The sequence below is a fragment of the Rhodoplanes sp. genome (genome assembly GCF_013377085.1).
GTDB lineage: Bacteria > Pseudomonadota > Alphaproteobacteria > Rhizobiales > Xanthobacteraceae > Rhodoplanes.
In genome coordinates this window covers 135,980-150,023 of sequence record NZ_JACAAX010000002.1, presented here as the reverse complement: position 1 = coordinate 150,023, position 14,044 = coordinate 135,980, and the positions used below count along the sequence as shown (strand labels likewise).

General features: G+C 65.4%; 14 protein-coding genes and 1 tRNA gene. 12 read left to right on the top strand and 3 right to left on the bottom strand.

Annotated features, from left to right (window positions below; genetic code table 11):
* Positions 1 to 392 precede the first annotated feature (392 nt).
* The 5 genes from HXX10_RS02625 (at position 393) to HXX10_RS02605 (ending at position 4,875) form a co-directional block, all read left to right on the top strand.
* A complete protein-coding gene (locus HXX10_RS02625; protein WP_296519911.1) occupies positions 393 to 1,265 on the top strand; it encodes a LysR family transcriptional regulator in 873 nt (290 codons plus the stop codon).
* Between the two features lie 135 nt (positions 1,266 to 1,400).
* The gene (locus tag HXX10_RS02620) at positions 1,401 to 2,492 is read left to right on the top strand and encodes a 4-oxalomesaconate tautomerase (RefSeq protein WP_296520060.1); all 1,092 of its coding nucleotides are present in this window, start codon (positions 1,401 to 1,403) and stop codon (positions 2,490 to 2,492) included.
* A 55-nt stretch (positions 2,493 to 2,547) separates the two neighbouring features.
* Complete coding sequence (locus tag HXX10_RS02615) at positions 2,548 to 3,273, top strand: PIG-L deacetylase family protein (RefSeq protein WP_296519909.1); 726 nt, start codon at positions 2,548 to 2,550, stop codon at positions 3,271 to 3,273.
* Positions 3,270 to 3,974, top strand: coding sequence for a 4-carboxy-4-hydroxy-2-oxoadipate aldolase/oxaloacetate decarboxylase (locus HXX10_RS02610; protein ID WP_296519908.1), 705 nt, complete (start codon positions 3,270 to 3,272; stop codon positions 3,972 to 3,974). Before HXX10_RS02615 ends, HXX10_RS02610 begins: the two co-directional genes overlap by 4 nt.
* Positions 3,967 to 4,875: an NAD(P)-dependent oxidoreductase gene (locus HXX10_RS02605; protein ID WP_296519906.1), complete on the top strand. Its 909-nt coding sequence runs from the start codon at positions 3,967 to 3,969 to the stop codon at positions 4,873 to 4,875. The genes HXX10_RS02610 and HXX10_RS02605 overlap by 8 nt, the downstream gene beginning before the upstream one ends.
* 522 nt (positions 4,876 to 5,397) lie before the next feature.
* On the opposite strand, the gene HXX10_RS02600 is transcribed toward HXX10_RS02605, so the two are convergent.
* Positions 5,398 to 6,357, bottom strand: coding sequence for a hypothetical protein (locus tag HXX10_RS02600; protein ID WP_296519905.1), 960 nt, complete (start codon positions 6,355 to 6,357; stop codon positions 5,398 to 5,400).
* 446 nt (positions 6,358 to 6,803) lie between these two features.
* On the opposite strand from HXX10_RS02600, the gene HXX10_RS02595 reads away from it, so the two are divergent.
* Both HXX10_RS02595 and HXX10_RS02590 read left to right on the top strand, forming a co-directional pair.
* Entirely contained in the window at positions 6,804 to 7,601 is a 798-nt protein-coding gene (locus HXX10_RS02595; protein WP_296519904.1) for a serine protease, read from the top strand.
* Positions 7,594 to 8,802, top strand: a complete 1,209-nt coding sequence (locus HXX10_RS02590; protein WP_296519903.1) for a HEPN domain-containing protein — start codon at positions 7,594 to 7,596, stop codon at positions 8,800 to 8,802. The genes HXX10_RS02595 and HXX10_RS02590 overlap by 8 nt, the downstream gene beginning before the upstream one ends.
* Positions 8,803 to 8,852: 50 nt before the next feature.
* Here HXX10_RS02590 and HXX10_RS02585 read toward each other — a convergent pair whose 3' ends face one another.
* Together HXX10_RS02585 and HXX10_RS02580 are read right to left on the bottom strand one after the other, a co-directional pair.
* The gene (locus HXX10_RS02585) at positions 8,853 to 9,530 is read right to left on the bottom strand and encodes a hypothetical protein (RefSeq protein ID WP_296519902.1); all 678 of its coding nucleotides are present in this window, start codon (positions 9,528 to 9,530) and stop codon (positions 8,853 to 8,855) included.
* Positions 9,531 to 9,871: 341 nt separating this feature from the next.
* A tRNA-Ser gene (locus tag HXX10_RS02580) sits at positions 9,872 to 9,961 on the bottom strand.
* 369 nt (positions 9,962 to 10,330) lie between these two features.
* Here HXX10_RS02580 and rplU point away from each other — a divergent pair.
* The 5 genes from rplU (at position 10,331) to HXX10_RS02555 (ending at position 14,024) form a co-directional block, all read left to right on the top strand.
* Complete coding sequence (rplU, locus tag HXX10_RS02575; RefSeq protein ID WP_296519901.1) at positions 10,331 to 10,705, top strand: 50S ribosomal protein L21; 375 nt, start codon at positions 10,331 to 10,333, stop codon at positions 10,703 to 10,705.
* 112 nt (positions 10,706 to 10,817) lie between these two features.
* On the top strand, positions 10,818 to 11,090 hold the full coding sequence (gene rpmA / locus HXX10_RS02570; protein WP_296519900.1) for a 50S ribosomal protein L27: 273 nt from the start codon (positions 10,818 to 10,820) through the stop codon (positions 11,088 to 11,090).
* Between the two features lie 122 nt (positions 11,091 to 11,212).
* A complete protein-coding gene (locus tag HXX10_RS02565) occupies positions 11,213 to 11,824 on the top strand; it encodes a GNAT family N-acetyltransferase (protein ID WP_296519899.1) in 612 nt (203 codons plus the stop codon).
* 117 nt (positions 11,825 to 11,941) lie between these two features.
* Positions 11,942 to 12,982, top strand: coding sequence for a GTPase ObgE (gene obgE, locus HXX10_RS02560; protein ID WP_296519898.1), 1,041 nt, complete (start codon positions 11,942 to 11,944; stop codon positions 12,980 to 12,982).
* A gap of 130 nt (positions 12,983 to 13,112) precedes the next feature.
* The gene (locus tag HXX10_RS02555; RefSeq protein ID WP_296519896.1) at positions 13,113 to 14,024 is read left to right on the top strand and encodes a PepSY-associated TM helix domain-containing protein; all 912 of its coding nucleotides are present in this window, start codon (positions 13,113 to 13,115) and stop codon (positions 14,022 to 14,024) included.
* Positions 14,025 to 14,044 lie beyond the last annotated feature (20 nt).

Below are 14,044 nucleotides of genomic sequence, written 5' to 3'. Positions count from 1 at the left end.
GTTACCGTAAGGGGGAGCCTGGAAGTAATTCAAAGTATTCGAGATTCGATGCATCGTTTTCATGTTCGCGGGCCGTCCGCCGTCGCCCCCGGGCGGTGGCGAGCCGGCGTTCGGGGACAGCGCGGCATGCGGTACCGCGTTCGCCCGGCGCGTGAAATCCGCCCTTCTGAACACTCCCGAAAACCGCTATCGTGCGGACGAGACTTATGTAATCCGGAGATCCGGGTCGCCTCCTCCGGTCCAGGATCCAATCCCCGAACCAAGACACGGGACGGACCCGCTCTCTCCTGAAGCCGCTCAGGCGCGATGTCGCTATTGCGGGCATCATCACCCGAATCCCGTCAGCATGCGAGGCTCACGTGCGTGTCGATTTTCTCGGAATCCAGGCCTTCTTGAGCATCGCCGAGCGCGGCAATTTCCAGCGGGCGGCCGCACATCTCAATTTGTCGCAGACGGCACTCAGCCACCGCATCCGCAAGCTCGAGGACGATCTCGGGGTCAAGCTTCTGTCGCGCACCACCCGTCCGGTCACGCTGACCCGTGCCGGCCTGCAGCTCCTGCCGAGGGCTCAGGCGACCCTGGAGGATCTCTCCGCCGCGATGGACGAGGTCCGGCACGAGGGGACGACCGGAGAACAGCAACTCTCCATCGGCTGCCTTCCCACCATCGCCCAGCGCTACCTGCCGCACATCATCCGGCGGTTCAGCGAGCGTTATCCGGCCGTCGCCGTGCGCGTCTACGACAACTCCGCCTCGGAGATCAGCGAGCTCGTCCGGGCCGGTACGGCCGAATTCGGCCTGACGATCGTCGCTGCGAACCGGTCCGACCTCGCCATCAACATCCTGCTCAAGGAGGCGTTCGTTCTGGTTTGTGCGACCGATCATCCGCTGGCCAAGGAAGCGGCGATCAACTGGAGCGCGCTCGCCCCCTATCCGCTGATCCGGGTCAGCCAGCAGACCGGCAACCGCCTGCTTCTCGACGACGCGCTGGGCAGCCGACGCGAGAAGTTGCAATGGCTCTATGAGGTGCAGCACACCGCGACGGCCGTCAGACTGGTCGCCGCCGGCGTCGGCGTGACGATCCTTCCGAGGCTCGCCGTCAACAGCGCCGAAGCCGATATTGCGATGGTGCCGTTGCACAACCCGAAAGTGACACGCGCGCTGGGCATCGTCTCCAGAGCCGGTGTTCCGCTTTCTCCTCTCGCCGAAGAGCTCAGCCGGATGATCGTGCGGGAGCTTCGAAAGGAGCGCCGCTCGACTGTATGATATGAATTCATGCTACCTCAAAAACTTAGAATTATTTCGCATGGGAGCGGCGATCTACACTGATCCTCGGCCGCCGGAGCCGAACCGAGTGCTCCGGCCGTGCAGGAGGACGCCGTGCAGAGTGGCATCAGATGCATGATCTTGCGTGGCGGCACCTCGAAGGGTGCCTATTTTCTCGCGGATGATCTGCCCGTCGAGAAGACGGCGCGTGACCGCATTCTGCTGGCCGCACTCGGCTCGCCCGATCCGCGCCAGATCGACGGCATCGGTGGTGCCCATCCGCTGACCAGCAAGGTCGCGATCGTCTCGCGATCGACGGCCCCGGGCATCGACATCGACTTCCTCTTCGCTCAGGTCTCGGTCGACCGTGCGAAGGTCGATACGACGCCGAATTGCGGCAACATTCTCGCCGGCGTCGGCCCGTTCGCCATCGAGCGCGGGCTGGTCGCGGCGACGGCGCCGTCGACCAAGGTGACGGTGCGCACCGTCAACACCGGCACGGTGGCCGAGCTTCTGATCGCCACGCCGCACGGGACCGTCGAATACTCCGGCGATGCGAGAATCGACGGCGTGCCGGGCACCGCCGCGCCGATCCCGATCAACTTCCTCGACGCCGCCGGCTCGGTCTGCGGGTCGCTGTTGCCCACCGGCAATCCGGTCGATGTCGTGCAGGGCGTGCCGATGACGCTGATCGACAACGGCATGCCGGTCGTCGTCATCGAGGCCTCGGCGCTCGGCAAGACCGGCTACGAGACCCCGCAAGAGCTGATGGCGGACTCGGCCTTCCGGTCCCGGCTCGAAGCCATCCGGCTCGAGGTCGGCCCGCTGATGAAGCTGGGCGACGTGACCAGCCAGGTGGTGCCCAAGATGGTGCTGGTCGCGCCGCCGAAGAACGGCGGCCACGTCTCGACACGCAGTTTCATCCCTCACGAATGCCACGCCGCGATCGGGGTTTTCGCCGCCGTGTCCGTCGCCACCGCCTGCGTGCTGCCGGGCTCGCCGGCGCAGCGCTGCGCGGTCGTTCCGCCCGGGCCGGTCAAGACCATGTCGGTCGAGCATCCGACCGGCGAGTTCACGGTACGGCTGGAGGTCGGCGACGGCACCGGTCCCGTGGTCGAGCGGGCCGGCCTGCTGCGGACGGCCCGACTGCTTTTCGACGGGCGCGTGTTCGTTCCCGCCGTTGCCGCCGAGGGATTTGCCGCCGGAGCCACGATGGCCGCCGTCTGAGCGGCGCGCCGGCACCTACCCTTTCTGCCCCCAGTTACGCGAGGAGACTTTCGACATGTCCGAGAAAACCAAGACCGGTCTGGTCGTCACGGCCCATCCGGGCGATTTCGTCTGGCGCGCCGGCGGCGCCATCGCGCTGCACGCCAAGAAGGGCTACCGGGTCAAGATCGTCTGCCTCGCCTATGGCGAGCGCGGCGAGAGCCAGTTTGCCTGGAAGCAGCCCGGCATCACGATGGAAAAGGTCCGGGCCGGCCGCAAGGACGAGGCCGAGCGCGCCGCCGCGATGCTGGGCGCCGAGATCGAGTTCTTCGACGCCGGCGACTATCCGCTGCATCTCACGGCGGAGCATCTCGATCGGCTGATCGACATCTATCGCGAGCTCAATCCGTCCTTCGTCCTCACCCACGCTTTGGAAGATCCCTACAACGTCGACCATCCGGAGGCGGCGCGCTTCGCCCAGGAGGCGCGCATTCTCGCCCAGGCGATGGGCCACAAGCCGGGCGCCGACTACACCTACGCGGCGCCGCCCGTCTTTCTGTTCGAGCCGCATCAGCCGGAGATGTGCAACTTCAAGCCCCAGGTGATCCTCAACATCGACGAGGTCTGGGAGATCAAGCGCAAGACCTTCGAGATCCTCGCCGCCCAGAAGCATCTGTGGGCCTATTACGAGCGGGTGGCGCTGAACCGTGGCGTCCAGGGCGGCCGCAACACCGGCAAGCCGATGACCTATGGCGAGGCCTATCAGCGGCTGTTCCCGATGGCGCTGGGGGAACTGGCATGAAGACGGTCTGCGTCTGCAACCCCCCGCGCACCGAGCCGGCGCTGGTCGAGCGGCTCGCCACGCTCGGCGTCGCCACGGCCCACGAGGCCTACGGCCGCATCGGCCTGATGAAGCCCTATATGCGTCCGATCTACACGGGCGCCGAAGCGACCGGAACGGCCGTCACGGTGCTGGCTCAGCCGGGCGACAACTGGATGATTCACGTCGCCGTCGAGCAGTGCCAGCCGGGCGACATCCTGGTGGTCGGCTGCACGGCCGACAACACCGACGGCATGTTCGGTGAGCTGCTCGCGACCTCGCTCAAGGCGCGTGGCGTCGTCGGCCTCGTCATCGACGCCGGCGTGCGCGACGTGAAGGGGCTGCGCGAGATGGGCTTCCCGGTGTGGTCGAAGGCGATCTCGGCGAAGGGCACGGTCAAGGCGACGCTCGGCGCCGTCAATGTCCCGATCGTCTGCGCCGGCCGCGTCGTGGAGCCGGGCGATGTCGTCATCGCCGACGAGGACGGTGTCGTCGTGATCGCCAAGGCCGACGCGGCCGAGGTCGCCGTCAAGGGCGAGAAGCGGATCGCCGACGAGGCCGGCAAGCGCGCCAAGCTCGCCGCCGGGACGCTCGGCCTCGACATGTACAACATGCGCGAGCCGCTCGCCAAAGCCGGACTGGTCTATGTCGACCCCGACGGACGGAGGATCGGACATGAGTGAACGCCTGACATTGATCGGCTTCGGCGAAGCCGGCCGCAGCATCGCGACGGGCCTGGTCAAGGAGGCGAAGGTCCCGGTGAAGGCCTTCGACCTGCGGTTTGCCGGGCCCGATGGCGCCGCCTTGAAGAAGACGGCGGAGGCGGCCGGAATCCAGCCCTGCGGCGACCTCCGCGAGGCGCTCGACGGGGCGACCATCGTGCTGTCGCTCGTCGTCGGCAGCGCGGCCGTGGCCGCGGCCCGCTCGGCCGCCGCGTTCCTCAAGCCCGGCTGCTTCTATATCGACATGAACTCGGTTTCGCCCGGCACCAAGCGTGCGGTGGGCGCGGCCGTCACGCCCTCCGGCGCGGATTATGTCGAGGCCGCCGTCATGGCGCGGGTGCCGCCCTACGGGCATCGCGTCCCGCTGCTGCTGGCGGGGCCGAAGGCGCAGGAGCTGGCGGAGCGGCTCGGCAAGCTCGGCATGAAGGCCGAAGCGGCCGGCGACACGGTCGGCCAGGCGTCGCTCAACAAGATGCTGCGCAGCATCATGATCAAGGGCATCGAGTCCCTGCTGTTGGAGAGCTTGGTCGCCGCTCGTCGCTGGGGCATCGAGGAGCGCATCCTGGATTCCGTGTCGGAGACGTTCCCGGGCTTGGATTGGCGCCAGGTCGCGACCTACTACCTCGGCCGGACGGCCATTCACGGGGCCCGGCGCGTGACCGAGATGGCGGAGTCGGCCGACACGGTGGCCGAGCTCGGGCTGGATCCGATCATGGCCAAGGCGACCGGCCAGCGCATCGCCTGGGCCCACGAGCGTCTGCGCAACGTCACCTGGCCCGGCGGAGAGCCCAAGAGCTACACCGAGATCCTGGACGTTCTCGACAAGGTGCTGACCGCGGAAGAGCAGAAGGCCAAAGCGTGACATGAGATCGCGCTGACGGGTCAGCCGGCGGGGCACATCCAAATGCCCCGCCGGCCGACGACGCGGTGTGCTCGGCCGGCGGGGCGACCCCGTAGCCTCGAGCCCGCGTGAGCAACGACACGCCCTCCCGACACGTCATTCGCGGGCTCGACCCGCGACTGCCCAGTTCAGCGTCGTGGCGGTGTTCCTGGAGATTCCCCCTTCCGGGACGGCAATGGAGCGCGAGCGGGTCCTGCGCGCGGCAGGAGCATTCGGGAATGCCGAAGCCCTATACAGAAATACTGCCGATCGCGGCTGACATTCCGTATTAAGACGGAGGTCGAGTGATATACTCTGCAGCTCGTCAATCTTCACGTAAACGCTTCCGCGGGTTGGCGATCATGTCCGCAATCGCCGTCGCTCGCAGATCACCGACATGTCCCGCAGCCCAAAGGTCAAGGATCCAGTTTACACGACCGGGCGCGTTTCGGACTCGCCTTTGAGCGTTTGTCATGCGGAAAGTCGCTGACGTCCATTTACGACCTACGACGCCTCAGTTTGCTCCGATCCGCACGTGTGGCAGACGTCGCACTCGGCATACCCGCTCCTGCTGATGACGTTTCCCGTGCATCCGTCCGAGCGGCAGGCTTCCCGAACGACCGAGTAGTCGACGCCGCACATCAGGCAATGGAGGGTGAATTTGTCCTTCAGATAAGCCGTCCTGGACCGGACCGGATCGACCTCGTGATACCGTACGGAAGCGTCTGTAACGCAGGCATGGCAGAGGTATCTCCGCGTGGTCTTCTCGATACCGAAAAGCTTCTTGAACGCGCTCTTCTTTATAGCAGTGAAGATTAACGGAAGCTCGCACATGACTTCGGCGGCCGCGGACGTGTACTTACCATCCTGGAAGAATGCTAAGCCGGTGCGCGAGGCGAAATTGACGCGGTCCGTGAGCCAAGCCCTTTCACTCCAGAGCTCGATGTACTGGTCGACCAAGAGTTCCAAGAGCGTTTCGGGCTCGAATTTGGAGCCTGCATGACCCAGGTGCGCGATTTTGTTCCTGAGCGAGCGGATTTCGTTGTACGACCGGATGTACTCGTCGCTCAACGTTTCCTTGCAGAGCGAATTCACCGATGCCGGAAGGTCAGATGCGTCGATGGTCCGCAATTCCGAGAAGTCGATGTCTCCTGGAACGGTGCTAAGTTTGGGGGTGCTGTTGAGCAGCAGAAGGTAGGGGCTGACCGCACAGATCCTCGCCTTCAATGCCAGCTCGTTTGATTGCTGGATCACCGAGCAGACGGCCTGCAATTCTGGCTGGCACCCTTCGATGTATTCCGACCACTCCTCCGCCCAGCCGCCTTTCTCCGGTCGCGAATCTTCGCCCGGGGGGAACGCCTCGTCGAAGTGAACCCGAACGTATATCAGGGACGACCAGGCCGAGAAATACAGCCGCAGCGCGACATCGTTCAAAGTCTGCGGCGTCGGGACGTTAACGATCATTTGGGAGCCGGCATTCATTGGACGAGGGCGCGGACACGATCGCAGCGAGGTACCATAGTCTATGCCGTCTCGCTCTGCCTGCACCTATTGGTCGGGTACCGCAACGTGCGGATCGTCTGCTCGTACCCATGTCGCGCTCCTAGAGCCTTCCGCGACGCCCGCGGCGCCAGCGCTCGTCGACCGGGCGGCGAAGCCCCCCGCAACTGTCAAATTGCCATTCTATCTCAAGGTCTTAAGCCGTCGATTGTGGATCGCCGAATCAAATACGCAACGCTCAAAATCGCTCATTCCATAGATCGGCAGAGATCCGCCGCCCGTCCGCGGATTCTAGGAGACCGCCAGACCCTTGGGGAGGCTCGACGCATCCTCGCGCGTTCGACTAGATTGCGGTCATGAACGGACGCCTTAGACCTCTGCCGGGTACCGCGAGCGCCGGGTCTTGGCGCATGCAGAACGCCGACTCGGTCATCTCGGACGGGCGCCTCGCGACCTTCGCCATTCTCCGAAGCCCCGACGCCGGCGGCTTCTCGCTGATCGGCACCGGCTTCTATCTTCAGGTCAAGGGAGGCTTCGCCACAGCGGCCCATGTCGCGCTCGAATCGGAGCGACAGCTCGCTGAGAGGCGGGACTCGGTCGGGATCGCGCACACGCTGCCGGACGGTCGGACCCTCTTCCTTCCGATCTGGAGGTTCTTCGTCCACCCGACCGCCGACGTCGCGTTCGGCATTCCGCGGTACGAATTCGTCGACGATGCGTCGGGCAGCGTCGTCAGGCCCAAAGTCCTTTCGCTGTCCTCGCGGCCGCCTTCGATTGGCTCACCCGTCAGCACCTGGTGTTACCCGCTTCACTCCGTCGTCGACACGGATGAAGGAAAGGTCTTCAGGTTGCAGCCTGACTTTTACGATGGCGCCCTTGAGGAGCACTTCGAGGAGCGCGGCCCGTCGGCAAAGCTGAAGCCGCCCTACTTCCGGACCAGCATCAACCTGCATGGAGGGTCGAGCGGCGGTCCCGTCTTCGACGCCGCCGGGCGTGTGTTCGGGATCGCGTCGTGCAGCTACGACGGCGCGACCGACATCGCTTTCGTCACTCCCGCGGAAGCGCTTCTAGATCTTTCGATACCCGAGCGTATTTCGGACGCGGCAGCGGGCGGACCTACGACGACGTTGCGGCAACTCGTCGAACGAGGGCTGATCGCAATGGACGCCGACACGACCCTGGCGAAGGGGACCGAGGACGATGTTTGAAGACGATGCCGCTGTTCTCCGGACTGCTTTGGAGGCGGTCTCGAAGGACTACAAGCGGCAGGAGATGAAGCGGACGTTGCTTGGAGGCGGCCCGAGTGACGGCGCGGTTGCCACGCTCGTGACCGCGATCGAACGATGCAACGCCTATCGCGCGATCGCAGGAAAAGTTCTGTTCAGTGGCGGCTCGGGACCAGTTATCGACGCCCATGGTCTGGCCGTACGGCTGTTCGACAAAGGCGTCCACTTCACCGACGACGTCGAAGGCGCGGTCTCTTGGCTCATGCGCCTGATGACCACGCGCGAAACCACGGGTCTTTTAAAGGCTGCGTTCTGGGGATTGCGCGTCGATCACGACGTCTCTTTGGCGCAGTCAGCGCGGCTGACACCGTTCGATGCTCTTTCCGATTCTTACATGAAGAGAAAGATCTTGGATCGGGCGAACCCCTGCTACGACGGCTCGCAGTGGCTTCTGCAGACGTACTATAACCGTCCGACCGCCGCGCTCGTCGAGACGCTGCAAGAATTTCCTTACATCCGGAGCGACGCTGCGGCTTTCGGAGTCATGAACAACGCCATTTGCAGGATCGATGAAATATCTATCCTTCTCCAAGCCTGCTGCATTGGTCATCCGGTCGCGATCGCGTGCTGGTTCGAATACGCGGATAAAGAACTGGAATGGGCCGAATGGGAGAACAGCCTCACGTGGCTGCTTCCGGAGATCAACCCGTCCGTTAAGCTTGCTATTCCGGTCGACTGCGATCGGATCGTCGCGAGCATCAATAGCTATGGACGTCTGGAGGGCGAGCAGCGATCGCGACTTCTCCGGTCGATGGAGAGATTCCGTTTGAGCCAATCACGCAAACAGGAGATCGATCGCGTCCTGGATCTGGCTCTCGCGTTCGAGATCGCCTTGAGCGATCAGGGCGACAACGCTCCGCCGAGTTGGAAGGTGAGTGTAAGAACCGCACAACTCGTCGGAGGCCCAGTCGCCCTGCGTTCGCAGAATCGACAGTCGATCGCCTCGCTCTACGAACTCCGCAACCAGGCGACGCACGGAGGCTCATTGAAGCCTCGCGGCGGAAAGATCGTCGACGCAATCCTACAGGGGGCTTTTGCTTTGTACGTTTCCGCGATCGGGAAATTGCTCGATCTCGGCACCAAGCCGGATTGGAAGATCGTGGAGTTGGAGCCGCCAGGATAAGCCGGTCGAGCCATGATCGCGCTCGCGCGATCATGAAAATTCGATCGGCTCTATCCGACCCGAGCCGACAGTCGGCGATGTTCGCTGTCGATGTGTTCGAACAGCGCATACTCCGCGTCGGTCATCAAGGCGTTGTCGTACTCCTCGTACCGCGAGCGATCGGCACGATTGATGAGATCCTGCAGCTGGGGTTTCGCATACCGGACATTCTTGCGCACCAGATCAATGATCGCGACCAACGGAAAGTCGCCGCCATATTCGACCTCAGCGCTCGACGAACTCTGTTTGTCGAAGAGCGCGTGAAAAGCCCGATTGATGCCTCGCGAGCGCCGCTCATACTCTCCGAGCGCTTCCCAGGCGTTCTCGACCCGATGCCGCAAGCGCGGCGAAGCGGGGGCGGTGCAGACCGTGATGTGCCGCGTCAGGAAGAGCGCATTGAGCGGACGATAGAGATGCATCAATCGGTCACGTTCTTGTGCCCGGGAATGCTGCCGGCGTTCGGCAGCATGCGCAAGCCACAAGCTCACGAGATTGCAGATGGTCAACGTCGCCAGGACGAACAGCACAACCGGGACGTTCGAGCGCACCGGTTCGGGAAGCGCGAGCAGGAATGGCGGCCATAGCCAGATCGACGCGAGGGAAATGAGTAGACCCGCCAACAGCCATGTCGGAATGGACTTGAACGCATCGATCAACTTCGTTGCGGGCACACCGAGCGTGGGGTCCATTCCAATCTCCTGCAGCAGATGGAACATGTAGGCGCGGCACGCCGCAATATAATAGGCAATGACGCCCGCCGGCACTTCGGCGTCCCCATTTCCCTTATGTCGATGCGCGCGACGCGCTGGTGACTGCTTTGCTCGATAGGTAAATTTCTCCCTCTACGAGGCGTAGTGGAGAAAGATTCAGAACCTCAACCGCCCTGAATCACCCCAACTATAGAGTCGAGAATCGCGGCGCGTCGTGGCACAACCCGGTGCAGAGTGCTCCACCGCAGTGCTCCACCGAAGAAACTCGGCCGATCTGTAAGTTGTTGATTTTGAAGGAGTTTCCCGCTTACAGCTTTAGGTGGCGGAGAGGGAGGGATTCGAACCCCCGATACGGTTACCCGTATGCCGCATTTCGAGTGCGGTGCATTCAACCACTCTGCCACCTCTCCGCGGGGCCGAGTGCAGGACGACGACGTCGCCCGGCGCGTCGGACTTCTACACGAAGCTTCATTGCCGAGACAAGGCCGCTGCGGCGGGATCGCCTGCGCGACCCACGGTCCTGCCGCGCGCCTCTCCGGGGCGGCCAGGGCGCCCCGGGGGGCCGGACCGGTCCAGAACCCCGGTTTCCTTGACAGGACGTCACCCAGTCGCCATAAACCCAAAACGTGCCGCGGGCCCTCGGGCCCGCGCGTTTTGTTTTGGCTGCAGCGTGGATTTTGGCGCTCCGGCCATCGTCCGGCCGCCCTGCGGCCGATCAAGAGCAACCGACTGAAAGAAGCCGGCCCGTCCAGGCCGGATCCGAACACGAGGACAGAAAGATGTTCGCAGTCATCAAGACCGCCGGAAAGCAGTTCCGGGTGGTCGCCGACGACCTGCTGCAGGTCGACACCATCGCGGGCGAGCCCGGCGACGTGGTCACCTTCGGCGAGGTTCTGGTGGTGGGCGGGGACGAGACCCTGCTCGGCGCCCCGACGGTCGCGGGCGCCGCGGTCGCGGGCGAGATCGTCCGCCAGGGCCGTGGCCCCAAGGTCATCGCCTTCAAGAAGCGCCGCCGCAAGAACTCGCGGCGCAAGCGCGGCCACCGACAGGACTTCACGGTGGTGCGCATCACCGAGATTCTGACCGAGGGGCGTGCGCCGTCACGGACGGCGAAGCCGGCCGAATCGGCACCGGAGGCTCCGGCGGCGGAATAGGGCGCCGCCGAGGCGCCGGAATGGCCCGCGGGCTTAACATCTCGTGACCGTTCCGGTGATGATTTGGTCACAAATCGAAGCTAGAACCCCTTAAGCGAAACGGATTCGAGCGATGGCTCACAAAAAAGCAGGCGGCTCCTCGCGCAACGGGCGTGATTCGGCCGGTCAACGTCTCGGCGTGAAGAAGTTCGGCGGCGAGCAGTGCCGGGCCGGCAACATCATCGTGCGCCAGCGCGGCACGAAATGGCATCCGGGCGTGAACGTCGGCCTCGGCAAGGATCACACTCTCTTCGCCACGGTCGACGGCACGATTCAATATCGCGCCAAAGCCCGTGGCCGCACCTACGTGTCGGTTGTACCGGCGACGGAGGCTGCGGCCGAGTAGACGGTGGATCAACGAGGTCCGCCGGCGCCAGTCACCCGGTGGACCCTCGTCAGAACGGGTTCGTGGAGGGGGAGACGGGGCGCCGGCTCCCCCTCTTCTTTTCTGGACTGAAGGAGCCCGCGATGACCATCCTCGAACGACCCAGAGACGGCCTGCCCGAGACCTGTACCCACGTCCTCGAGACTGGCCGACTGATTCTGCGGGCGCCGCGACTCGAGGACGCGAAAACTGTAGCGACGCTCGCCGACGACCGCCGGATCGCCGAGAATACGCTCCGCATCCCGCATCCCTATGGGCTCGGCGACGCCGAGGACTGGATCGCCTCGACCAATCTCGACAGCCGCGACGAGACCTTTCTGATCGCCCGGCGCGACGGCACCGTGATGGGCGCCTGCGGGCTCGAATGGCGCAACGGGCATTCGCCGGAGATCGGCTACTGGCTGGGCGCCCGCTATTGGGGCCAGGGCTTCGCCACCGAGGCGGTGCGCGCGCTGGTCGACCATGCCTTCGCCGACCACGGCTACAACGCCCTGCAGGCCGGAGCCCGCACCAGCAACCCGGCCTCCCGCCGCGTGCTGGAGAAGTGCGGGTTCCAGTGGACCAGCGTGGTGCTCCACCGCATCCGCGCCATCCGCTCGTCGGCACCGGTCGACTGCCTGCGGCTGGAGCGCGCCATCTGGTCCTCGCTGAAGGACTGGGGCCGCACCTCGACCCGCGTGCGCTACGTGGCGTAGCAATTTATCGATCGAAACGGTCGTCGGCGCCGGCGCGCCGGCGACCCGACACGGTGTCGTGATCGGAACTGGGCCGCTGCGATTGCCGCCCCGGCTCGTCCGCGCTACCAGTTCGGCATGAAATTCCTCGATCAGGCCAAGATCTACATCGCGTCGGGCGCCGGCGGGAACGGGTGCATCTCGTTTCGGCGGGAGAAGTTCATCGAGTTCGGTGGGCCGAACGGCGGCGACGGTGGACGCGGCGGCGATGTCGTGGCGGAGTGCGTCGACGGCCTCAACACGTTGATCGACTACCGCTACCAGCAGCACTTCAAGGCCAAGACCGGCACCCACGGCATGGGCAAGGACCGGGCCGGCGGGCGCGGCGCCGACGCGATCCTCAAGGTGCCGGTCGGCACCCAGATCTTCGACGAGGACAACGAGACGCTTTTGGCCGACTTCACCGCGGTCGGGCAGCGCGTCGTCATCGCCAAGGGCGGCAATGGCGGCTTCGGCAACGCCCATTTCAAGACCTCCACGAATCAGGCGCCGCGCCGGGCCAATCCGGGCCAGCCCGGCGAGGAGCGCACCATCTGGCTGCGCCTCAAGCTGATCGCCGATGCCGGCCTGGTCGGCTTGCCCAATGCCGGCAAGTCGACCTTGCTGGCCGCCGTCAGCGCCGCCAAGCCGAAGATCGCGGACTATCCCTTCACGACGCTGCATCCGCAGCTCGGCGTCGTCTCGGTCGACGGCCGCGAGTTCGTGCTGGCCGACATTCCGGGCCTGATCGAGGGGGCGAGCGAAGGCGCCGGGCTCGGCACGCGGTTCCTGGGCCATGTGGAGCGGTGTCGCGTGTTGCTGCATCTCGTCGACGGCACCGGCGAGCATGCCGGCAAGGCCTACAAGACGGTTCGGGCCGAGCTCGCCGCCTACGAGCACGACCTCGTCGACAAGCCCGAGATCGTCGCGCTGAACAAGATCGACGCGCTCAGCCCGGAGGATCTCAAGCAGCAGGTCGCCCGCCTCAAGCGCGCCGCCAAGACGACGCCGCTGCTGCTGTCGGGTGTGACCGGCAAGGGCGTGCCGGAGGTCCTGCGCGCCGTGTTCGCCGTGGTCGAGGGGGCCCGCGCGGCCGAGCGCGCCGACCTGGTGCCGGAGCCCGCCGGCTGGCAGCCGTGACGGTCAGCCGACATCGCCCGTCAGGGTGACGTCAGCGGACAGCCTGCATTTCCTTACCGAGACTTCATTTGAACACAGCCGCCGGCTGGGTGGATAACCCGACTTGGGCGAGAGACTTTCGGGGGCCGTCATGTCGCGCCAAGCTCTGTTGCGGCTGCATCGCTGGATCACGCTGGTGTTCGCGGTGCCGCTCGCCGTCCTGCTGATCACCGGCCTGATCCTCTCCTTCGAGCCCATGGTGGCCGGCTCCGCGCCCGGCACCGTGACGGCCCAAAAGCTCGACGAGCTGCTGGTCCGCCACGATCCCGCCGGCAAGGCGCGCGGCGTCGCGCTGCGGCCCTATGACGGCTCGCTGATGCTCTCCGGCGTGCGCGACCAGCCGATCGTGATCGATTTTTCGACCGGCGCGGAGCGCGCCGACATCGGTCCGTTGGCGAGCCTGTTCGGCGCTTCGCGCCGCCTGCACGAGCACCTGATCTTCGACCTCGGCTGGCTGGTGACGGCCAGCACCATCGCCATGCTGGCTCTCGCCGTGCTCGGCATCCTGATGGGCTGGCCGCGGCTCAACCGCTCGCTCTCGGGCTGGCACAAGGGTATCGCCTGGGTGGCGCTGCCGCTCGTGATTCTCAGCCCGCTCACCGGCCTCGCGCTCGCCTTCGGCATCACGCTTTCGGCCGGCTCGCCCCCGGCGGCGGGGCCGGCGGTGCCGTTGCGCGAGGCGGTCCGGATGGTCACGGCCGCGCACGATCCTTCCACCCTGCTGTGGGTGCGCCAGCGCGGCAAGGCCCAGCTCGCCCGCATCGATGTCGGCGGCGAGCACGCGGTGTTCGCGGTCGGCCGCGACGGCTTGGTGCCCACGGCGCGCAACTGGCCGCGGCTGATCCACGAGGGCAACTGGGCCGGCGCGTGGTCGGCCCTCGTCAATGTGGTGACGTCGGTCGTGCTGCTCGGCCTGCTCGGCACCGGCCTGTGGATTTGGGCGCGTCGGCAGATCCGTCGCCGCCGCAGCCGCGTGCGCGTGACGACCGTCGCTGTGGCCTGACGCGCGCGCTGCGGATCGCC